This window comes from Acinetobacter sp. Q85-2 (assembly GCF_013420555.1).
GTDB classification, from domain to species: domain Bacteria; phylum Pseudomonadota; class Gammaproteobacteria; order Pseudomonadales; family Moraxellaceae; genus Acinetobacter; species Acinetobacter indicus.
Window position 1 is genome coordinate 1 of record NZ_VOXW01000004.1, and the last position, 21,116, is coordinate 21,116.

Below are 21,116 nucleotides of genomic sequence, written 5' to 3' on the forward strand. Positions count from 1 at the left end.
TGAACAGAAATTAGGGATTGCTCAGAGAGCGAGAAATAAAAAGCGTGTCCGTGCATTACACGCCAAGATTGCAAACTGTCGTAAAGACCATTTGCACAAGGCTAGCACCCAGCTGGTGAAAGACAATGCACTGATTGTCGTTGGTGATCTAAGTGCGAACAAACTTGTAAAAACTAAAATGGCGAAATCTGTTTTAGATACAGGATTTTCAACACTCAAAACCATGCTCAAGTATAAATGCGAGAACGCAGGGGTCATGTTTGAGGAAGTCAACGAGAGATTCACAACCCAAACCTGTTCGAGCTGCGGTGCAATCACCGCAAGCAGTCCGAAAGGTAGAGCAGATTTGCGAATAAGAGTATGGGAATGTGAATGCGGAAGTGTAAATCAACGCGATTTAAACTCCGCCAAGAACATACTTGCGCTTGGGCATAAGCGTCTAGCAGTAGGAATCACCCTCCTTTCAGGTGGGTGAGGATGTCAACCGTTTACAATCTCTACAGACCTGAACACAGGGCAACATACGCTCACTGAACACGGACAGGACTTGGACATTGCAGGGCTTGGCTTGCTCTATGCTAGGTAAGTCTTCACTTGGCAAGATGATATTCCAGTCTTGTTAATAACAATGATCCAGGGAGTTTCAACATGACCAATACTAATCGTCCTGTGACTGAATTTAGCCATAAGACCTCAACAGAATTACCACAAGAACGAAGCCAGGGTTTAAATGTCGACCCGACCGATGTCAATGCACGTCCAGATTTGGACACCAATCGTGTCCCGGATATGAATGAAGCAGGCGATCATCCTGTGGGCACCAGTGTCGGTGTATTAGGGGGTGCGGCAACCGGTGCGGCCGTCGGTGCTGCAGCTGGACCGGTCGGTGCCGTAGTAGGCGGTATTGCCGGTGGTGTAGTGGGTGGATTGGCCGGTAATGAAATTGCCGATGCGATTGATCCGACTGTAGAAGATGTATACTGGCGTGATCAGTACCAGAACCGTCCATATTATAATGAAACCCGCAGTGTCTATGCCGATGTCGACTATGATCGTGATTATCGCGGCGCCTATCGACTGGGCTATGAAAACCGTCCTTTATATGAACAAAATGTCGATTTTGACCGGGCCGAGCCAGAACTGCGTACCAAATGGGAACAGATGAAAGGCGATTCCCGTCTAAACTGGGAAGAAGCTAAATTTGCAGCTAAAGATGCCTGGCAACGTGTGACCCGTTAAAGTATTCAAGACACTATCAGGCCAATAAAAAAACATCTCCGCGGAGATGTTTTTTGTTTATTGTTCGCGCTTAGTGACTGGTCATTTCCAGCACCAGTTGATTAATTAAATCACCGGCTTCCATGTCACGAATCAGACCGACATTGGCACCGGCCCAGAATGCGCCAAATCCCTGTTCGCCTTGCTGGCTAGCTGCGGCATGTAACTGCTTGCCAATATCATAAGTATACGGATAGGTCGGTACCGGCGGACGGTTTGGCGTATCCACCAGACGGTGCCACTGATTGACCAGACCACGTGCCGGACGGCCGGAAATTGAATCGGTAATTTGGGTACAGCTCTGGCTAAATAAAGCCTTGCGATACGCCTCATTGGCATTGGAAGATTTACATTGCACAAAGGCGGTCCCGAGCTGTACCGCGACTGCGCCAAGGTTCATGACACGTTGTGCATGTTGACCATTCATAATTCCACCAGCCGCAACCACCGGAATCTGACAGTGCTGGGTCAGTAAAGTCACTAAATCTACCGTGCGGATACCGCCATCAATAGCGGCATTAAACAGGCCACGATGACCGCCAGCCTCTACGCCTTGGGCAATAATAATATCAATACCCGCCGCTTCAATGGCTTGTGCTTCGGCCAGATTGGTGGCAGAGACCATGGTGATAATCCCGGCCTGTTTTAGCGCCTGAATCTGATGCGCGTGCGGAATACCAAAATGAAAACTCACCGCCTGAGGACGGGTTTCCAGCACCAGATTCAGATAATCATCATTGCTTAAAAAACTAGGATACAGATTTTTGAGCTGGGTCGGCAGCGCTACGCCATAATGGACAAAATGCGGACTTAAATAATCCAGCCAGACCTGAGCAGCAGCTTCATCCAGCGGCTCGGGTTGATGACAGAAGAAATTGACCTGAAAAGGGCAGTCGGTCAGGTCCTGGGTTTTTAAAATCTGTTCTCGGGCAGACGCCACTGAACTGGCCCCTAAACCCAGTGAACCCAAGCCGCCCTGGTTGGAAACTTCGGCAGCCAGTTCAGGTGTCGAAACACCGGCCATCGGCGCTAAAAAAATAGGATGTTTAATGCCGAGCTGTTCCAATATAGACATGCGATTTCTCCTTATTCTTCCTACACTTTGCCCAAGCTGAACAAAATTAGCAAATCATAATCATTATTTATTTTTTAAATAATCTGCCGGTTTTTACACAGCAGTTACATTCGTTGCGACAAGCTGGGTCGTGCTAAGGCATCGGCTTGCTAGGCGCAACATTTTCGCTTTTTTATAATCAGCTTATCTCCTGATTTCTGCTGAAACGCATGTCTGAACGTATCCGTGAAAAACTGCAAATTTTAGCCGATGCTGCCAAATATGATGTGTCCTGCTCATCGAGTGGCAGTCGGCGCAAAAATAAAGACCAAGGGCTGGGCAATACCGGTAATGGCATCTGTCACAGCTATACCGAAGATGGGCGCTGTGTTTCGCTGCTTAAAATCCTGTTCTCCAATGTTTGCATTTATGACTGTGCCTATTGCGTGTCGCGGCGTTCCAATGATGTGAAACGCGCAGCTTTTACCGTACAGGAAGTGGTCGATCTGACCATAAATTTTTACCGGCGCAATTATATTGAAGGGCTGTTTTTAAGTTCCGGTATTTTTAAATCGGCCGATTACACCATGGAACGAATGCTACAGGTGGTGAAAAAGCTGCGGCTGGAAGAAAACTTTAATGGATATATTCATTTAAAAACCATCCCGGGCGCATCTCAGGAAATTATTACCGAAGCCGGTTTATATGTTGACCGGATGAGTATTAATCTGGAAATGCCGACCGAAGCCGGACTACAGCAGTTTGCCCCGGAAAAAAGTCATGCCGAAGTGCAGAAGGATTTGGGTATTGTCCGCGATCGCCTGATTCAACTGAAAGATGAATCGAAAATCATCAAATCGGTACCGAAGTTTGTTCCGGCCGGACAAACCACGCAGATGGTGGTGGGTGCACATAATGAAACCGACCAAGACATTATTATGATGGCCGATCGGCACTACAAAGAATTCAAGCTAAAACGGGTTTATTTTTCTGGTTATATTCCAATTAATACACAGGAAAAGGCCTTGCCCGCTGTCGGTTCAGCGCCGCCGTTGCTGCGTGAAAACCGGCTCTATCAAAGTGACTGGTTAATGCGTTTTTATGGTTTTGCTGCGCATGAACTGGTGGATGATCAACATCCCAATTTAGACCTGGATGTCGACCCGAAATTGGGCTGGGCACTGCGCCATCCAGAGGCTTTTCCGGTAGATATCAACCGTGCCGACTACCAGTTGATTTTACGGGTGCCGGGTATAGGCGTGCGTTCGGCGCAGAAAATTGTGCAGGCGCGCCGGTTTGGGCACATTCATATAGATCAGCTAAAACGCATGGGCGTGGCCTATAACCGTGCCCAGCATTTTATTCGCTGTGCCGACAGCCCGAAATTTAAAAAAGAGCCGCCAGCGCAGCAGATTCGCCAGCAGATTTTACAGTCGGGGCAATCCAAATATCAGCAGCAGCTCTCGCCACAACTGGGCTTTGCTTTTTAATGGCCACCTACTGCTTTGATGGCACGCTCACCGGCTTGCTTTGCTGTGTGTTTCGGGCATTTCGCTTTCAAGAGTTTGATGTACACATTACCGCCAATCCACAGTCACAGCATGGCCTGTTTGATGAGTTTATTGTCATCCCTTCGCAGGATGAGCAGGGACAGCGGGTCTGGCAGGGCTTGAAACAGAAAATCCTGCCCGGCAGCTTGCGCCAGTTTTATTTGTGCTTTTTGTCGGAGCAGGAACAGGCTTTTCAGCATCTGTTTGATTTTTGCATTTATGTGTTTCAACACGGCCATGCGGTGGATGGTAATTATGGCCATCCGGCGGTGTTGGGCATGGCACAGTGGGCCAAGCAGGTGGGCCGGGAAAAACATCGTATGGAAGCCTTTGTACGTTTTAAAAAATGTCAGGATGGTCTGTTCTTAAGTCTGGTGCGGCCAGATTTTAATGTACTACCGCTGATCGAGCGGCATTTTAAGGCGCGTTATCAGGATCAGCGCTGGCTGATTTATGATGAACAGCGTGATTATGGCATTTATTATGATTTGGATGATGTGCATCAGGTTCAGATGAATGCCCGGCAGCTGGATCTCCAGCTGGGCAGTGGCCACAGTCAGGCCTTTAGTATCGAGCTGGATGCTGAAGAATTTTTATATGACCAGCTGTGGAAAGATTATTTTCACAGCGTCAATATTCAGGCACGGCAGAACATGAAGCTGCATATTCAGTATGTACCGAAACGTTACTGGCGCTATATGAATGAAAAGTCGCTCTAACTTTCATCCCGGCCGGTTTCATCAGTATAATGCCCGGGTTGTATCGTGGAAAAGGTAAAAGCATGAAGGGGTATGTAGGGGCTGTTTTGCTCACAATAACAGGTTTGACAGCATGTGGACCACATGAGGCAGAGCAGGTACAGGTCCAGCCTGAACAGTACCAGGTGGCCAGTGCAGAGCAGCTACAGCAGCGCTTTAGTGCCTTAAACCGTCAACTGGAAGCCGATTTTCAGCAGTTTAAGCAGCTGGAAAGTATTGCCTTTGCCCAGCAGTTTCCTTTAGATGCCGATAATCTGATGACCTTGAACCAGCATCTGGTCAGCAGTACCGCCTTAAAGCCGACCAAAGCCGGCTATTGCGATATGATGAATGGCTATTTTGCCGAGATGTATCGTCTCGGACATTATAATCTGGAACTGCTTGATCAGATCCAGCTGCCCCAGGCTCAACAGGAAAATTTAAAGCAGAATTTTGCCAATGCCGACAATTTTTACGATTTTATTTTAAACCGCTATACCAGCTATCGTCAGGTGCAGCAAACCATGAATTATGGCTGTAACCTGAAAGCGGCTTTACAGTAAACACAGCCCTAAGGTAAAAAAACCGCCCGATTTGCTGGGCGGTTTTTTTATAAAGGTGTGACATGGAACAACGAGCCAATCCAGTGTGCGAATAGCATGGCCACCACGCCCCAGACCGTGACCCGCAAGCTGCCTCTGAGCATGGAGGTGCCGGCAAAATAGCTGGACAGGGCACCGAGTAAGGCCAGCGATAAGACACCTGCAATCACAATGCTTCGGTCCAGATATTCCACCGGACTAAAGATAATGGTCAGTAAAGGCAACAGCGCCCCTAAAGAAAATGCAATCGCCGAGGATGCCGCCGCCTGTACCGCATTGGCGGCAGTATTTTCATGAATGCCGATTTCATCGCGGGCGTGGGCGGCTAGGGCATCTTTGGCGGTCAGCTGTACCGCCACTTCATGCGCTAGCTCAGGCGTCAGGCCGCGCAAGGTATAAATATGGGTCAGCTCTTTTAGTTCCAGATCGGGGTTTTTACGCAGTTCTTTGGATTCCATGTGCAGATCAGCCTGCTCGATATCTTCCTGGGATTTGACCGAAATATATTCGCCGGCAGCCATAGAACTGGCGCCTGAAATCAGGCCGGCAATACAAGTAATCAGCAGAGTCTGGCTGGAAGCACCACTGGCCGCCATCCCGATCACCAGACTGGTCACCGAAATAATCCCATCATTGGCTCCCAACACCGCAGCACGTAACCAGCCCGTTCTTAAAATATAATGTTTTTCATGATGATGTGAATAACTCATAGCCCGCCTGATTTTTTATTGTATGCGGCTATCTTAACCCAGAGATGAAAAAAGCCCCAACTTTTGGGGCTTTTTGAACGGCAAGTCAGGAATTAACAGCCGGTCAGCTTTTCCGGTTGTGGGCGTTCTTCCGGGAAGAAGAATGGACGCAATTTGACCCCAATGCCATTGCCAATAAAGGCAAATACCAGCCACAGCCAGCCATGTAAACTGCCAGAAGCAATACCACTGAAATAGGCACCAATATTACAGCCGTAGGCCAGACGTGCGCCATAACCTAACAGCAAACCGCCAACGATTGCCGCCATCAGGGAGCGTTTTGGAATATTAAAGTTCGGTGCGAATTTGCCGGCCAGACTGGCTGCCAGCAGGGCGCCGAGCATAATCCCGAAGTTCATCATTGAGGTAATATCAAACCATAACGACTCTGTCAGTGCTTTGGCATTGGCTGGTTGCTGCCAGTAGCTCCAGGAGGCTACATCAACACCCACAAAACTGGCCGATTTGGCGGCCCAGACGGCCAGCGCAGAGGTTACGCCCCAAGGACGTCCAGCCAACGCAAGAGTAGCGAAGTTCAGCAGGGTCAGGATGATACCGCCCCACACCAACGGCCACGGGCCACGTAAGAAGCGTTTCCAGCCCTGATACTGTGCAGCCGGTTCAACCTCCAGACTGCCATGACGTTTCTTTTCATACCATACGGTAACCAAGGCAATCAGGGCAAACAGCACAAAGTTCAGCAATAACGCCGGCATCACACCTAAGCTGGTGACCAGTGAAATAGGTGCCAGATGCGGCAGGTTAAACCACCAGTCTAAATGCGTGGTGGCAATCAGTGAGCCTAAGCAGAAGAATACCAGTGTTACCAGCATGCGTGCGCTACCACCACCCACGGTATACAGCGTACCAGAAGCACAGCCGCCGCCGAGCTGCATGCCAATACCAAAAATAAAGGCACCAATCATCACCGACATTGACACTGGGCTAACAAAACCATTGACCGGATTGCCAAACAGTTCACCTGCACCTAAGGCTGGGAAAAACAGCAGTACTGCCAGACCAAGCATGATCATTTGTGCACGCAGACCGCGACCACGACCTTGCTTGATAAATACCCGCCAGCTTGAGGTAAAACCAAAAGAAGCATGGTACAGGGTCATCCCCAGTGCACCACCAATCAGGAATAATAGTGCCTGGTTAATGCCCACCACCTGATAGGCGCCAATACAGCCAATAAACAATAACACCAGCGCGACCCAGATCGAGCGATTCGACCGGTCGGCTTTTGCAGCAATAATAGACATAGACAATAACAGGGAGAGAAATCAGAATCCTGAGTATTTTAGTGGAAATTTAAACTTTTAACCTGATAGAAACAGTCATTTAATCTATTTTTAATTTGAAATTTCTAATTTAAAATATTAGTAAAATGAATAATAAAAAAAGCTCCCGGAAGGGAGCTTTTAGCGAGGAAGTGAATTTTATTGCTGGGCTTCTTCACGCACGTTCGCAGCACCTTGTTCAACAGCACCGGCTGCGGTTGCAGTTGCATCTTTGGTGGCTTCCTTGGTTTCATCCCAAGCCTGACTGGTTGCCGCAGCGGCATTATCCGCGGCCTGATCTAACTCTGCAGCAGCTTCATCCGTTGCAGCATCCATTTCAGCTGAAGCTTCTTCAGCAGCACCGGAAATATCATGACCTGCCTGTTCAGCAGCATTTTCCAGATGCTCGCCAGTGGTTGCACCTGTTTCAGGCGCCTGATCACGGTTACAGCCCACTAAAGCAACGGTAGCAGCAAGACCTAAAGCAACAAGTAATTTATTCATTGTCATATTCCTTTTAATTCTATTCTCAAGGCAAATATCCACAACAGCAGTGAATATTCAAAAATATAAACCAGTTCCGATCTGGCAATAGATAACAAATTGTTGATTAAATGTAAGAAAATGAAATACAAAAAAAGCCTATAGCGTAGTGCACGCTATAGGCTTGTGGTGTTCTAGAGTTAATTCAGCAGAATTATTGCCCCGAACGGATGATGTAATCAAAGGCAGACAACGATGCTTTCGCGCCTTCACCTGTAGCAATAATAATCTGCTTGTATGGGACTGTAGTACAGTCACCCGCCGCAAATACACCTTTGACGTTGGTTTCGTTGCGGTCGTTAATCACAATCTCACCACGGTTGCTCAGCTCAACTGCTGTTTCTTTCAAGAAATCGGTATTTGGTAACAAACCGATCTGTACAAAGATCCCCGCCAGTTCAACCGTATGCTCTTCATCCGTTGCACGGTCTTTGTATTTCAGCGCTGTCACTTGTGAACCATCACCGACCACTTCTGTTGAAAGTGCATTTTTGATGACAGTCGTGTTTGGCAAGCTGTTCAGTTTGTCTTGCAATACCTGATCCGCACGTAACTTGGTATCAAACTCTACTAAGGTCACATGCTCAACAATACCCGCCAAGTCAATCGCCGCTTCTACACCCGAGTTACCCCCACCAATGACTGCAACACGTTTGCCTTTGAATAAAGGACCATCACAGTGCGGGCAATACGCCACACCACGGGTACGGTATTCTGCTTCACCCGGAACGTTCATCTCTCTCCAGCGTGCACCGGTTGAAAGCACCACAGTTTTCGATTCCAGCTTGGCACCGTTTTCCAAGGTCACTTCAACTAAACCGTTGGCTGTTTCATCTGCACCTTTAATGTCAGATACACGTTGTAGGTTCATGATGTCGACACCGTATTCACGTACGTGTGCTTCCATTTCAGCGGCAAATTTTGGACCTTGGGTTTTCTTGATTGAAGTGAAGTTTTCAATGTCCATGGTGTCCATCACCTGACCGCCAAAACGTTCCGCCACGATACCGGTGTTAATGCCTTTACGTGCTGCATAAATCGCTGCAGTGTTTCCAGCAGGACCACCACCAATCACCAGTACATCGAACGCAGCTTTGGCATTCAGCTTTTCTGCTTCTTTGGCTGCAGAGTTAGTATCCAATTTGGCAATGATTTCTTCCAAAGTCATACGACCCTGACCGATGTGGTTACCGTCCTGGAATACCATAGGTACCGCCATGATCTTACGTTCTTCCACTTCATCCTGGAAGAATGCACCATCAATCATGGTGGCAGTAGTGCCGGGGTTATAAATCGCAATCAGGTTCAATGCCTGCACCACATCTGGACAGTTGTGACAGCTTAACGATACGAATACATCGAAATCCGATTGGATACCCAAGTCTTTAATAGAAGCCAGCACTTCATCAGACACTTTTGGTGCATAGCCCGAAGTTTGTAACAATGCCAGAATCAAAGAGGTGAACTCATGGCCCATTGGCAAACCTGCGAAGAATACACGCGGTTGCTCACCGGCTTTGGCGACACCAAAGCTTGGTGCACGTTTGTTGTTACCATCGAAGCGTGCAGTCACCTGATCAGACAGGGCGGCAATTTCAGTTACCAGTTCTTTGATTTTGTCTGATTTGTCAGAGCTATCTAAAGTGGCCACTAATTCGATTGGACCTTCAAGGCGTTCTAACAAGGCTTTTAATTGGGCTGTGGTATTTTGATCTAACATTGCTAACGTCTCCAGAGGAGTAAAATGTATTTGATAAAGACATGATAGGAGAAAATATTTAATTGGTGAAACGGTTTGTTTTTATCAAAACAATCGGTTTTTTAAATCAAATAATAAAAATCATGTATTTATGCGGAAGTTGCACATAAAAATGTATGGCTTTATCTTCTAAGATGTGGCTTGTCACTGGAATTTTCAAGAATTGACAATAAGAAAATCAAAGATTTGCTATTTGTGACTAAAACTAGGCATTATCCTGAGCAATGGCATTTAAAATTACAAATGTGAGTATCAAGATGAGTTTAAGCCGAGGCATTTATCAGCATTATAAAGGGCAGTTGTATCAGGTGTTGCATGTGGCCACGCACAGTGAAACCGAGGAAAAGCTGGTGGTCTACCAGTGTTTATATGGTGATTATTCCATTTGGGTTCGACCACTGAGCATGTTTACCGAATCGATCAGTCTGGAAGATGATCGTGAATTACCGCGTTTTAAACTGGTTCAGGAAATGATGTGAGAGGTGAAATTGCTGCACCTCAATTCAAGGTCGCAACGAGATCTTGTTAAAGTGTAAATCGTACTCCAGATATTTTTGCACAAAAGCAGCTTTATCATGACTGCGTAGCAGATTGTTATAGATAAATTCTGGCACAGGATGATAAAGCTCTGCCAACCCATTGTTATAAAATATTTTTAAGTAGCGTGTTGAGGTATTGTATTTGCAGAAGGTTACAGTCAGGACAGTTTCCATTAGCCATTCCTCCTTTATTGTGTTTGGAATCGTTATAGTTTGACCATATGCCAAATGCAGAGCCGGATGTATTACTGATTTGTAAGAATTTTCAACTTTATCCGCGAAAGTCGAGTGTTGTGTGCCAACACTCCCGGTCAAAGCGTAGCGTATGGGGACAATCTGCACCACGGTTGCAGCAACACTAAACATTCACTGCAAAAAACTACACTCAGAAAAATCAGAATCTTCTAAGCTGAGCGGCATCTCTGTAATAAAAACAATCGACTGAGCCATTCTCATGCAACTTTTTCAGTGCAGTTATTGTCAGCATCCGATTTATTTCGACAATACCCAGTGTACCGTGTGCCAGCATCATTTAGGTTTTGATGCGCAATATATGCATATGCTGGCGTTGCAACCGGGTCAGCGGGCAGGGGAATTTGTTGAAGCGGTCACGCAAAAGGCTTACCGTTTTTGCCAGAATCATCAGCATCAGGTCTGTAACTGGATTATTCCGTTTGACAGTCCGGAGCAGTTTTGTCCGGCCTGCCGTTTAAACCGGATTATCCCGGATTTAAACCAGCCGCAATATTACTGCCGCTGGCAAAAAATCGAGTTGGCCAAGCATCGCCTGGTCTATGCCTTGCTGCGCTGGAATTTGCCTTTACTGAGCAAGCTGGAAAGTCCTGAACGTGGGCTGGTGTTCGACTTTAAGGCCAATCCGAATGATGATCGTGCTCCCAAAGTCATGACCGGCCATGCCAGCGGGGTGATTACTTTAAATATTGCCGAAGCCGATGATGTCGAGCGGATGATGGCCAAGCAGAATATGGCCGAAGTGTACCGGACTTTGCTGGGGCATTTCCGGCATGAAATTGGCCATTATTATTGGGATGTTCTGGTGGCGAACAGTGATTATCTGGCACGCTTTCGGCAACTTTTTGGGGATGAGCGCGCCTGTTATCAGCAGGCGGTGAAGAACTATTATCAGCACGGCGCACCAAGCAACTGGATGGATGCCTATATTAGTGCCTATGCCACCATGCATCCGTGGGAAGACTGGGCGGAAAGCTGGGCGCATTATTTACATATTGTTGATGTGCTGGAAACGGCAACTTCTTTTGGCATGAGTATTCATCCGCAAATTGTGCATGAAGAGCAGCATTTTATGTACTTCAAGCAACGTGAAAATCCGTATTTTTTGACCGACTTTAACGAGATTTTTCAGGCCTGGTTGCCAGTGGCTTTTGCCATGAATAGTGTGAATCGGAGTATGGGGCAGGAAGATTTTTATCCCTTTGTGATTAGTCCGAAGGTGATGGAAAAATTACAACTGATTCATCAGGTGATCCATGGTTTGCCGCCAGTTTCGGACAATCCAATGCCTGTAGATGGTTAATGCTTGATCCATCATCAAACCCTCATCTATCATAAAATCATCCCACCTTATAAACGGCGGCATTGTCCTGTTTTATCGCCCTGTACCGTGTTACGTCCACCCACCGGTGGTGTCGCGTTATTTTCACATTCCAGATTGCCATCGACCTGATTACGGCTAATATTCAGCGTACCCCGATTGTTTTTGAGCTGGATATTGCCATTTACACGGTTATTGTGCAGCTGGGTCAGCTTGCCGCGTTCCAGTTGAATATTGCCTTCAATGCGGTTATTGGTCGCCACCAGCTGTGCAAAACGGCCTTTGGATTCCAGATTGCCATCAATATGGCTGTTTCGGAGAATGGCTTTGGCACCATCGGCCAGCATGACATTGCCATCGACCTGCACATTAATTAAGGTGCATTGCTTGCCAACGAAAATATTGTCGGAAATCGAACGATCTTTTAAGCTGCCGCTACACTGCACATCAGCCCAGGCCGGCAGGGACAGGGTGGTGAATAAGGCTGCAATTAATAGGGTTTTCATCGGTCTATCCATAGCGCATTTTTCAGTAGCTTAATCAACGCAGATGAAAATAAAAAGAATCTACAGCAGCTAAAATTGAGTAAAAATGTAAGCGCATCAATAAAAAAACCACGCGATCAAGCGTGGTTTTTTCAATCAGTTTAATCTAATACAGATTAGATTTTACCAACTAGGTCGATTGAAGGAGCAAGTGTTGCGTCGCCTTCTTTCCATTTTGCTGGGCAAACTTCACCTGGGTGAGCGTGAACGTATTGAGCAGCTTTTACTTTGCGAAGAAGTTCTTGCGCGTCACGGCCGATACCACCCGCGTTGATTTCGATGATCTGGATTTTGCCTTCTGGATCGATGACGAAAGTACCACGATCAGCAAGACCGTCAGCTTCAATTAATACTTCGAAGTTTTTAGACAGTGTCCAAGTTGGGTCGCCAACCATTACGTATTGGATTTTTTTGATTTCTTCTGAAGAATCGTGCCAAGCTTTGTGCGTGAAGTGAGTGTCAGTAGAAACTGCATAGATTTCAACGCCTAATTTTTGGAATTCAGCGTAGTTGTCAGCAAGGTCACCAAGCTCAGTTGGGCAAACGAAAGTGAAGTCAGCTGGGTAGAAGAATACAACTGACCATTTGCCTTTAAGATCAGCTTCAGTTACTTCAACGAATTGACCGTTGTGGTAGGCATTTGCTTTAAATGGTTTAACTTCAGTATTAATTAAGCTCATCATTGTCTCCATGATTGAGGTTTGTTTTGAATTTCAATTAGATTATAGAAATTTGCTTTATTGCTGAAATGGTATTTTTACATTACCACCATCGGAAAAACCGAATTGATGATTGTTTAAGCCATATTCAGGCGGTGTGTATTATTATGTAGCCGAAAAATATGATGACCACATGACAATTAAAAAGTACACCTTTTTCATTCCTCATCAAACATGATGTCAAGCTCGGTAAAATTCAAGGGTAAAGCAAAAATATTTTTTATTTTTAGGCAGACTGCTTGGAAATGTTCGTCATCGTCACAATCTAGAAGCCACCGTACTCAGTTTGCGGACAGCGGATTCGCTGTAAAAGCAGACAGGCTGGAGGGTCTGTTCGTTCATTTCATGGGCGGATTCTTCCGCTGGCTGTCATTACAGCGTAAAATAGCCGATTGATATTTTTTATTTAAATTAGGAATCTTGTTCTGTGCAGAGTCATTTAAATGTAGATCAACTCGTTATGGCGCGTGACCGTCATCGTTTAAATCGACTGCGTAAAGGAAAAGATGCAAATGAAAAACAATATTCTGAGCTATTTGAAAAATCCAATCTGAAAGTTCGGGAACGCCTGGGCCGTATTCCAAACATCAAACTGAATCAGGATTTGCCGGTCACCCAATACGCCGACAAGCTGGTTGAGGCAATTCAAAAACATCAGGTGATTATTGTGGCGGGGGAAACCGGTTCGGGGAAAACTACCCAGTTGCCGCAAATTGCCATGCTGGCCGGGCGCGGTTTAACCGGTCTGATTGGTCATACCCAGCCGCGTCGTCTGGCCGCGCGCAGTGTCTCGCAGCGGATTGCCGAAGAAGTCGGTGAAAAACTTGGTGAATCCATTTCCTTTAAAGTCCGTTTTAATGAACAGGGCTCGCAGGATTCGCTTGTCCGCTTAATGACCGATGGTATTTTATTGGCAGAGCTGGCCAATGACCGTTACTTAAGCAAATACGACACCATTATTATTGATGAAGCGCATGAACGTTCCCTGAACATTGACTTTATCATGGGTTATTTAAAGCAGCTGTTGCCACGGCGTAAAGATCTCAAAGTCATCATTACCTCAGCGACTTTGGACGTAAACCGTTTCAGCAATTACTTTAATGGCGCGCCGATTTTTGAAGTCGAAGGGCGCAGCTATCCGGTTGATGTACGTTACCGTCCCATTTCCGAACTGAGCATTGGCGGCAGTGATGATGATGAGTTTGATGACTTTGAAGAAAACCTGCCGCGTGCAGTGGTGCAGGCGGTGGAAGAATGCTTTGCCGATGCACAGGAAAAAGGTCATCCTGAACATGCCGATATTCTGGTGTTTGCCAGCACCGAGCAGGAAATTCGTGAATTACAGGAAACCTTAATCAAGCATGGCCCGCGCCATACGGAAGTGTTGCCGCTATATGCACGTCTGGCCCTGGCCGAGCAGCAGAAAATCTTTAATCCATCGGGCGGTGGCCGACGGATTATTATTGCTACCAACGTCGCGGAAACGGCGTTAACTGTACCGAATATCCGCTATGTGATTGACAGTGGTTTTGCCCGGATTTCACGTTATAACTATCGTTCACGTGTACAGCGTCTGCCAATTGAAGCAGTTTCGCAAGCCGCAGCCAACCAGCGTAAAGGCCGTTGTGGCCGTATTGCACCGGGTGTCTGTATCCGTCTGTATTCGGAAGAAGATTTCTTAAGCCGTCCGGAATTTACCGAACCGGAAATTAAACGCACCAACTTAGCTTCGGTGATTTTGCAGATGCAAAGTCTGGGCCTCGGTTCGCTGGAAGATTTTGATTTTATCGAGCCCCCAGATCATCGACTGGTCAATGATGGTCGCAAGCTTTTGATTGAGCTTGGCGCAATGACGGAGAAGAAAGCGAATCCGTCTAAAGCGACTGACGAAAATAATAATCTCCCTCTGTCTAAAAGAGGGGTTGGGGGAGATTCCTTAACCAAAATTGGCCAGCAAATGGCAAAAATGCCGATTGATCCACGTCTGGCACGAATGATTCTGGGCGGGGCACATTTTGGTGCCTTAAATGAAATTCTGGTAATTGTGGCGGCACTGGCGGTGCAGGACCCACGGGAACGCCCGGCCGACAAACAGATGCAGGCCGATCAAAAACATGCCTTGTTCCGTGAAGCCGATTCCGATTTCCTGTTTTATCTCAAACTCTGGGATGCCTTGCTGGCCAATCGTGACTTGAGTGAAAACAAGCGCCGAAGCTTTGCCCGTAACCATTTCCTGAGCTGGTTACGTTTACGTGAATGGAAGAAAACCCATGAGCAGCTGGTCGATCTGGCACAGGGGTTAAAACTGTCTTTCAATGAAAAGAAAGCCAGTTATGAAAATCTGCATCGGGCTTTATTAACCGGACTGTTATCGTTTATTGCCAATAAAACCGATGAACGTAATGTGTTTATGGCAGTGCGTCAGCAAAAAGCGCGGGTTTTCCCGGCCTCAACCTTGCATAAGACCAATACCCCGTGGGTGATGGCTTTTGAGATGGTGGAAACCTCGCAGGTGTATTTGCGGACCCTGGCCAAAATTGAGCCGGAGTGGATTCTTCTGGCGGCGCGTGATCTGTTAAAACATCATTATTTTGAACCGCACTGGTCGAAAAAAGCCGGAGTGGTCAATGCCTATGATCAGATTTCACTGTTTGGTTTAATCATTGAACCGAAACGTCAGGTGAATTATGAAAAGGTCGATCAGCCGGCGGCGCATGAGATTTTCCTGCGCGATGCCTTGACTACCGGTAACTTGGGAATTATACCGCCGTTCTTAAAGCATAATTTACTCAAACTGGAAGAAGTGGAGCGGGTCGAAGACAAGCTGCGCCGCCGCGATCTGGTGGTAGATGAAGAAACCATCTATCAGTTCTATGCCGCAAAAGTGCCGACAGATGTGGCCAGCCGCCGTTCTTTTGAAGACTGGCGCGCGACCGTCGAGCCGAAAGAGCCACGTTATTTATTTGTTGATGATGATGCCTTGTGGCTGAATGATCGCCCGACCACGCAGCAATTCCCGGATTATCTGCGTAATGGCGAATTGCGTCTGGCGGCCAGCTACCGTTTTGATCCGAGCCATGATGAAGATGGCGCAACGGTAAAAATTCCGGTTCAGGCCCTGCCACAGGTCGATGAAAACATCTGGTCCTGGGGGATTCCGGGCTGGCGTGAAGAGCTGATTGAAGCGCTACTTAAAGCCTTACCGAAAGATAAACGCCGTAACCTGGTGCCAATTCCGGATACCGCGCGCAAACTGAGTGCACGAATTGATGCGACGCATCTGCGTGAGCATATTTTCAGCTTCCTAGCTTTTCAGCTGCGCGGCGATCAGATCACTGAAAAAGACTTTAGCTTTGAACGGATCGATCAGTATCTGCTGCCGTTTATTAAAGTGATTGATGAAAAAGGCCGGGTCATCGAACAGGGCCGTGACCTGAGTGAGTTGAAAGCCCGCTGCCGCACCGAAACCCATAGTCCGGTGAAACAGCTGAAAGGTGAATTTAAAACCTTCCCTGACAACTTTGTGTTTGAAGCCTCGCAAAAAGTCACTGGCGTGGTGGTCAAGCAGTATCAGGTGCTGGTACCGACCAAAGACTTTGCTGCGCTGGAACAGAAAGATGAATCTGGTGTGGTGATTCAAACCTTTAATGATCAGGCAGAGGCAATTAAACAGCATCGGGCCGGGGTGATTCGCCTGATTCATATGCAGCTGGGTGATTTAATCCGCCAGCTGAAAAAACAGATTTCTAAACCGCTGGCGCTGGCTTATTCTCCGTTGGGCGATAAAGCACAGCTGGAACAGATGCTGGTCTATGCCACCTTGCAGATGTCAATTGATGACTTGCCAGTCAACGCTGAGCAATTCCAAACGCTGCTACTTGAGGTAAAAAAATCATTCCTCAGTCATGGACAGCAAGCGCTGCTCAGCTTTAATGAGATTTATATTCAATGGCAGGATATCCGCCGTAAACTGCTGATGCTGGATGAGTCGGTCTTTGCCAAAAATATGGATGATATTGAAGATCAGCTGGACCTCATGAACCTGGCCGATTTCGTGTATAGCAAGCCAGCAGACGTCTGGAGCGAATATCCACGTTATCTGAAAGCGCTGGTGCTGCGTCTGGAACGTTTGCCGAATAACCTGCAACGTGATGATGCCGCCATTGTGCAGATTGACCCGTGGATGGACAAACTGTTCAAGTTTAAAAATGACAGCCGCTTGAAAGAATTGTACTTTATGGTGGAAGAATTGCGCATCTCGTTATTCTCGCAGCCAATGAAGACCAAGATGCCAATTTCGCCAAACCGGCTACAAAAAGTATGGGAAAAGCTGGGAATCGGTTAAGATAGAGAGAATTTCAAAAAGGAGTTTTACATGGGCATTCGCATTACCGGTACGGGCTTATTCCATCCTGAAGATGTCATTACCAATGAAGAGTTAGTTGAAAGTTTAAATGCTTATGTGGAACAGTATAACTCGGCCAATGCTGACAAAATTGCAGCGGGCGAGTTAGAAGCACGCCGTGGCTCAAGTGCAGAATTTATTGAAAAAGCCTCTGGCGTGAAACGTCGCTACGTGTCAGAGAAAACCGGTCTGCTTGATCCAAACCGTTTACGTCCACATTTAAAAGAACGCGCTGATGATGAAATCTCGCTTCAGGCCGAGTGGGGCGTAATTGCAGCCAAACAGGCAATGGAAAATGCCGGTGTCACGGCTGAAGACATTGATGTGGTGATTCTGGCCTGCTCGAATATGCAGCGTGCCTATCCGGCGGTGGCCATTGAAATTCAGACTGCACTCGGGATTCAGGGCTATGCCTATGACATGAACGTGGCCTGTTCAGCAGCAACCTTTGGTTTAAAACAGGCGTATGATGCCATTAAAAGCGGTGCGCGCCGTGTCTTGCTGGTGAATGTCGAAATTACATCGGCACACAATGATTTCCGTTCGCGTGACAGCCACTTTATTTTTGGCGATGTTGCCACTGCGTCAATTATTGAAGACACCGACAGCAAAACCGGTTTTGAAATTGTGGACACTCAGTTATTTACCCAGTTCTCGAACAACATCCGTAACAACTTCGGTTTCCTGAATCTGTCTGAAAATGCCGATATTGATGACAAGCGTTTCCGTCAGGACGGCCGTAAAGTCTTTAAAGAAGTGTGTCCACTGGTTGCGAAAATGATTACCGCGCAGCTGGAGAAAAATGCGATTGCACCAGCCGATGTAAAACGTTTCTGGTTGCATCAGGCCAATGCCAGCATGAACGAACTGATTCTGAAACTGGTGGTTGGTAAAGCGGCTGCGGAAGCAGATCCGGCGTTGGTGCCAATTATTCTTGATGAGTTTGCCAATACTTCATCTGCCGGGGTCATCATTGCCTTGCATCGTACTGCGCATGAAGTGAATGATGGCGAATATGGCGTGTTATGTTCATTTGGTGCCGGCTACTCGGTGGGCTGTATCCTGGTACAAAAACACGTGGTTTAAGGGGCAGAGATTGCAGGTCCAGCATGATGCAAAATGGATCAAGACGCTGAGCGCCTTATCTAAACGCTATTTCACGCCGACCTTTTTAGGCAGTGAATATATTGATGCATCCCGACCTGCCATGTATGTGGGCAATCATTCCCTTTACGGGATTTTTGATACCCCCGTTATTATTGATTATCTGTTCAATGAACATCAGGTGGCTGTGGTTAGTATTGCCGACCACAGCCATTTTTATTTGCCAATCTGGCGCGATATTGTCAAAAAGTTCGGCGCAGTCGATGGCCAGCGTGAATATGTGCGTGCCTTGATGCAGCAGGGCTATTCGATTCTGGTCTTTCCGGGTGGCGGACGTGAAGTGCTGAAACATCCGGGTGAGCAGTATCAATTGATCTGGAAACAGCGCTACGGCTTTTTACAGTTGGCACAGGAATTTCAGTACGACATTATTCCTTTTGCTGCCTTTGGCCCTGATGATATTTTCGAGTTTGGTTTTGATGCCAGAACCGTGGTGCAGCATCGTCTGTTTCAGAAACTGCTCAAAGTCCCTCAACTGGATAAATTATTACGTCATGGCGATGTGATTCCATCATTACCGAAACACCTGATTCCCAAGCGGGTACCTTTTTATTTTCAGTTTTTGCCACCGGTAGAGGTCGGGCAGAGATTAGGTTCTGAAGATTTGACCACGCTGCGAGAGGAAATCGCTCAGCAAATTTACCAGAGCTTAGCGCAGCTAAAAGCCCGTTCAACTGGGCACTCATCCTCATAATAGCCGGGTTGTGCCTGAGTTTAAGCCCGCATAAGTGATTTTTGATAAAAATAACGAGAAAACTTTATGAAAAATAATGCTTAGGTTAAGATGAACCATCCTTTTATTTGAAGTCTTTTGAACAGCTATGCAACCATTTGTTCTCTATAACTCAGAGCAGCGCAAAAAAGTAGAATTCGTGCCACGCGTCGATGGACAGATCGACATGTATGTCTGCGGTATGACCGTGTATGACTACTGTCATATTGGTCACGCGCGTGTCATGGTTGCATTTGACTACATCATCCGTTTCTTGCGGAGTCAGGGCTGGAAAGTCAAATATGTACGCAATATCACCGATATTGACGACAAAATTATCAAACGTGCCAATGAAAATGGCGAGAGTATTACCGCTTTAACCGACCGCTTTATTCAGGCCATGAATGAAGATGCAGAAAACCTCGGCTGTCTGGCTCCGGATGAAGCACCGCGTGCCACTGACTATATCGACCAGATGCAAAACATGATTGGCAATCTGGTTGACAAGGGCACCGCTTATCCGGCTTCAAATGGTGATGTTTATTTCCAGGTTGAAAAATTTGCAAAATATGGCCGTTTATCCGGTCGTAAACTGGAAGATATGCAGGCTGGTGCTTCAGAGCGTGTCGATGTCGAAGTAGAGAAAAAACATCCATTTGACTTTGTGCTCTGGAAACATGCCAAAGAAAATGAACCGGCTTGGCCATCACCGTGGGGCAAAGGTCGTCCGGGCTGGCATATTGAATGTTCGGCGATGTCGACCTGCTGCCTGGGCAATCATTTTGATATTCATGGTGGTGGTTCAGACCTGATGTTCCCGCATCATGAAAATGAAATTGCCCAGTCTGAAGCCTCTACCGGTGAGCAGTATGTTAATTACTGGATGCATGTGGGCTTTATTAATGTTGATGGCGAGAAAATGTCAAAATCGCTCGGCAACTTCTTCACCATTCGGGATGTGATGGAGAAATTCCATCCGGAAGTGATCCGTTATTTCATCGTGTCTTCACACTATCGTAGTCCGGTGAACTTCTCGGATGTAGCACTAAAAGAAGCCAAGACGGCGCTGTCCCGTTTCTATCATTCATTTAAAGCCTATCAGGCCGTGTATGGCGACAAGCTGTTAGAAACGCTAGATGACACATTGGTCGAACGCTTTAATACCGCAATGCGGGATGATTTTAATACCGCGGAAGCGATTGCAGTGCTGTTTGAAGTCAATAAAGAACTGAACCGCGCGGTGAAAGAAGAAAATGCCGAACAGGCAGCAATCTTCTATGCTACCTTGCGTCATCTGACCAATATTCTTGGTTTGGTACAGCACAATGTCGATGAATTCCTGAAGTCAGACATTGGCCAGGATGCACTTGGTTTATCTGAAGAACAGATTGAAGATCTGATTCAACAGCGTAAAGATGCCAAAAAAGACAAAAACTTTGCCCGTGCCGATGAAATCCGTCAGTCTTTGCTCGATCAGGGCGTAGTGCTGGAAGATACCCGTCAAGGTACCGTTTGGCGTCGTGCTGATTAAATCGCCATTTGGAAGCATAAAGAGTTGACAGTTGTATGAAACTCTCTATAATGCACTTCCATATTGCGGGAATAGCTCAGTTGGTAGAGCACAACCTTGCCAAGGTTGGGGTCGCGAGTTCGAGTCTCGTTTCCCGCTCCAAAATTCAAAAAGCCTGAATCATCTGATTCAGGCTTTTTTTTATGCGTTTTTATCCAGATATGAAACATTATCCATTATCTACACTCAAACTTAGCTTAACTGCCTGAGCTAAAAAATGAGACTCATGTTCACCATCTTCCTGTGCTGTGGTTTATCAACAACAGGCGGAATCATGAAGAAATCGTGTGAAATCTTATACATTTAAAAACGTGACATTTGCATAGATATGCTA

General features: G+C 46.7%; 19 protein-coding genes and 1 tRNA gene. 12 read left to right on the forward strand and 8 right to left on the reverse strand.

Annotated elements, in window-relative coordinates:
* The coding region (locus tag FTT68_RS02590) for an RNA-guided endonuclease TnpB family protein (RefSeq protein WP_180175176.1) at positions 1–475 on the forward strand (475 nt) is incomplete at its 5' end.
* 173 nt (positions 476–648) lie between these two features.
* Positions 649–1,239, forward strand: coding sequence for a hypothetical protein (locus tag FTT68_RS02595; RefSeq protein ID WP_180175177.1), 591 nt, complete (start codon positions 649–651; stop codon positions 1,237–1,239).
* A 70-nt stretch (positions 1,240–1,309) separates the two neighbouring features.
* Here the strand turns inward: FTT68_RS02595 and FTT68_RS02600 are convergent, their stop codons facing one another.
* Positions 1,310–2,353, reverse strand: a complete 1,044-nt coding sequence (locus tag FTT68_RS02600; RefSeq protein WP_016659133.1) for a nitronate monooxygenase family protein — start codon at positions 2,351–2,353, stop codon at positions 1,310–1,312.
* Between the two features lie 209 nt (positions 2,354–2,562).
* Between FTT68_RS02600 and FTT68_RS02605 the strand changes: the two genes are divergently transcribed.
* The 3 genes from FTT68_RS02605 to FTT68_RS02615 all read left to right on the forward strand — a co-directional run bounded on the left by FTT68_RS02605 (position 2,563) and on the right by FTT68_RS02615 (position 5,182).
* Entirely contained in the window at positions 2,563–3,822 is a 1,260-nt protein-coding gene (locus tag FTT68_RS02605) for a putative DNA modification/repair radical SAM protein (RefSeq protein ID WP_005178869.1), read from the forward strand.
* On the forward strand, positions 3,822–4,601 hold the full coding sequence (locus FTT68_RS02610) for a TIGR03915 family putative DNA repair protein (protein ID WP_180175178.1): 780 nt from the start codon (positions 3,822–3,824) through the stop codon (positions 4,599–4,601). Before FTT68_RS02605 ends, FTT68_RS02610 begins: the two co-directional genes overlap by 1 nt.
* A 62-nt stretch (positions 4,602–4,663) precedes the next feature.
* Positions 4,664–5,182 carry a hypothetical protein gene (locus FTT68_RS02615; RefSeq protein ID WP_005178855.1) on the forward strand — a complete coding sequence of 173 codons (519 nt, stop codon included), beginning with the start codon at positions 4,664–4,666 and terminating at the stop codon, positions 5,180–5,182.
* 47 nt (positions 5,183–5,229) lie between these two features.
* Here the strand turns inward: FTT68_RS02615 and FTT68_RS02620 are convergent, their stop codons facing one another.
* The 4 genes from FTT68_RS02620 to ahpF form a co-directional block, all read right to left on the reverse strand.
* The gene (locus FTT68_RS02620) at positions 5,230–5,931 is read right to left on the reverse strand and encodes a VIT family protein (protein WP_180175179.1); all 702 of its coding nucleotides are present in this window, start codon (positions 5,929–5,931) and stop codon (positions 5,230–5,232) included.
* A 92-nt stretch (positions 5,932–6,023) separates the two neighbouring features.
* Positions 6,024–7,235, reverse strand: a complete 1,212-nt coding sequence (locus FTT68_RS02625; RefSeq protein ID WP_005178851.1) for a YeeE/YedE family protein — start codon at positions 7,233–7,235, stop codon at positions 6,024–6,026.
* 177 nt (positions 7,236–7,412) lie between these two features.
* Positions 7,413–7,757 (reverse strand): hypothetical protein, encoded by a 345-nt coding sequence (locus FTT68_RS02630; protein ID WP_005178845.1) that lies wholly within the window; start codon positions 7,755–7,757, stop codon positions 7,413–7,415.
* 193 nt (positions 7,758–7,950) lie between these two features.
* The gene (ahpF, locus tag FTT68_RS02635) at positions 7,951–9,516 is read right to left on the reverse strand and encodes an alkyl hydroperoxide reductase subunit F (RefSeq protein WP_005179083.1); all 1,566 of its coding nucleotides are present in this window, start codon (positions 9,514–9,516) and stop codon (positions 7,951–7,953) included.
* Between the two features lie 296 nt (positions 9,517–9,812).
* Between ahpF and FTT68_RS02640 the strand changes: the two genes are divergently transcribed.
* Positions 9,813–10,034 carry a DUF1653 domain-containing protein gene (locus tag FTT68_RS02640; protein WP_005178842.1) on the forward strand — a complete coding sequence of 74 codons (222 nt, stop codon included), beginning with the start codon at positions 9,813–9,815 and terminating at the stop codon, positions 10,032–10,034.
* A gap of 24 nt (positions 10,035–10,058) precedes the next feature.
* Here FTT68_RS02640 and FTT68_RS02645 read toward each other — a convergent pair whose 3' ends face one another.
* A complete protein-coding gene (locus FTT68_RS02645) occupies positions 10,059–10,268 on the reverse strand; it encodes a KTSC domain-containing protein (protein ID WP_160241797.1) in 210 nt (69 codons plus the stop codon).
* A 280-nt stretch (positions 10,269–10,548) separates the two neighbouring features.
* On the opposite strand from FTT68_RS02645, the gene FTT68_RS02650 reads away from it, so the two are divergent.
* A complete protein-coding gene (locus tag FTT68_RS02650; RefSeq protein ID WP_180175180.1) occupies positions 10,549–11,649 on the forward strand; it encodes a putative zinc-binding metallopeptidase in 1,101 nt (366 codons plus the stop codon).
* Positions 11,650–11,696: 47 nt separating this feature from the next.
* Here FTT68_RS02650 and FTT68_RS02655 read toward each other — a convergent pair whose 3' ends face one another.
* Complete coding sequence (locus tag FTT68_RS02655) at positions 11,697–12,173, reverse strand: hypothetical protein (protein WP_005178836.1); 477 nt, start codon at positions 12,171–12,173, stop codon at positions 11,697–11,699.
* Positions 12,174–12,328: 155 nt separating this feature from the next.
* On the reverse strand, positions 12,329–12,892 hold the full coding sequence (gene ahpC / locus FTT68_RS02660; RefSeq protein ID WP_005178834.1) for an alkyl hydroperoxide reductase subunit C: 564 nt from the start codon (positions 12,890–12,892) through the stop codon (positions 12,329–12,331).
* Positions 12,893–13,358: 466 nt separating this feature from the next.
* Between ahpC and hrpA the strand changes: the two genes are divergently transcribed.
* The 5 genes from hrpA to FTT68_RS02685 all read left to right on the forward strand — a co-directional run bounded on the left by hrpA (position 13,359) and on the right by FTT68_RS02685 (position 20,884).
* Positions 13,359–17,276 (forward strand): ATP-dependent RNA helicase HrpA, encoded by a 3,918-nt coding sequence (gene hrpA, locus FTT68_RS02665; protein ID WP_180175181.1) that lies wholly within the window; start codon positions 13,359–13,361, stop codon positions 17,274–17,276.
* A gap of 30 nt (positions 17,277–17,306) precedes the next feature.
* Positions 17,307–18,422 (forward strand): beta-ketoacyl-ACP synthase III, encoded by a 1,116-nt coding sequence (locus FTT68_RS02670; RefSeq protein WP_016659123.1) that lies wholly within the window; start codon positions 17,307–17,309, stop codon positions 18,420–18,422.
* 10 nt (positions 18,423–18,432) lie between these two features.
* Complete coding sequence (locus FTT68_RS02675; RefSeq protein WP_180175182.1) at positions 18,433–19,194, forward strand: lysophospholipid acyltransferase family protein; 762 nt, start codon at positions 18,433–18,435, stop codon at positions 19,192–19,194.
* A 127-nt stretch (positions 19,195–19,321) separates the two neighbouring features.
* The gene (cysS, locus tag FTT68_RS02680; RefSeq protein ID WP_127798772.1) at positions 19,322–20,743 is read left to right on the forward strand and encodes a cysteine--tRNA ligase; all 1,422 of its coding nucleotides are present in this window, start codon (positions 19,322–19,324) and stop codon (positions 20,741–20,743) included.
* Positions 20,744–20,808: 65 nt separating this feature from the next.
* A tRNA-Gly gene (locus tag FTT68_RS02685) sits at positions 20,809–20,884 on the forward strand.
* The last annotated feature ends 232 nt before the right edge of the window (positions 20,885–21,116 follow it).

Excerpts from the sequence above, each read along its gene's own strand:
- FTT68_RS02595 (WP_180175177.1), top strand. The coding sequence starts at position 649 with ATGACCAATACTAATCGTCCTGTGACTGAATTTAGCCATAAGACCTCA.
- FTT68_RS02600 (WP_016659133.1), bottom strand. The coding sequence starts at position 2,353 with ATGTCTATATTGGAACAGCTCGGCATTAAACATCCTATTTTTTTAGCG.
- FTT68_RS02605 (WP_005178869.1), top strand. The coding sequence starts at position 2,563 with ATGTCTGAACGTATCCGTGAAAAACTGCAAATTTTAGCCGATGCTGCC.
- FTT68_RS02610 (WP_180175178.1), top strand. The coding sequence starts at position 3,822 with ATGGCCACCTACTGCTTTGATGGCACGCTCACCGGCTTGCTTTGCTGT.
- FTT68_RS02615 (WP_005178855.1), top strand. The coding sequence starts at position 4,664 with ATGAAGGGGTATGTAGGGGCTGTTTTGCTCACAATAACAGGTTTGACA.
- FTT68_RS02620 (WP_180175179.1), bottom strand. The coding sequence starts at position 5,931 with ATGAGTTATTCACATCATCATGAAAAACATTATATTTTAAGAACGGGC.
- FTT68_RS02625 (WP_005178851.1), bottom strand. The coding sequence starts at position 7,235 with ATGTCTATTATTGCTGCAAAAGCCGACCGGTCGAATCGCTCGATCTGG.
- FTT68_RS02630 (WP_005178845.1), bottom strand. The coding sequence starts at position 7,757 with ATGAATAAATTACTTGTTGCTTTAGGTCTTGCTGCTACCGTTGCTTTA.
- ahpF (WP_005179083.1), bottom strand. The coding sequence starts at position 9,516 with ATGTTAGATCAAAATACCACAGCCCAATTAAAAGCCTTGTTAGAACGC.
- FTT68_RS02640 (WP_005178842.1), top strand. The coding sequence starts at position 9,813 with ATGAGTTTAAGCCGAGGCATTTATCAGCATTATAAAGGGCAGTTGTAT.
- FTT68_RS02645 (WP_160241797.1), bottom strand. The coding sequence starts at position 10,268 with ATGGAAACTGTCCTGACTGTAACCTTCTGCAAATACAATACCTCAACA.
- FTT68_RS02650 (WP_180175180.1), top strand. The coding sequence starts at position 10,549 with ATGCAACTTTTTCAGTGCAGTTATTGTCAGCATCCGATTTATTTCGAC.
- FTT68_RS02655 (WP_005178836.1), bottom strand. The coding sequence starts at position 12,173 with ATGAAAACCCTATTAATTGCAGCCTTATTCACCACCCTGTCCCTGCCG.
- ahpC (WP_005178834.1), bottom strand. The coding sequence starts at position 12,892 with ATGAGCTTAATTAATACTGAAGTTAAACCATTTAAAGCAAATGCCTAC.
- FTT68_RS02670 (WP_016659123.1), top strand. The coding sequence starts at position 17,307 with ATGGGCATTCGCATTACCGGTACGGGCTTATTCCATCCTGAAGATGTC.
- cysS (WP_127798772.1), top strand. The coding sequence starts at position 19,322 with ATGCAACCATTTGTTCTCTATAACTCAGAGCAGCGCAAAAAAGTAGAA.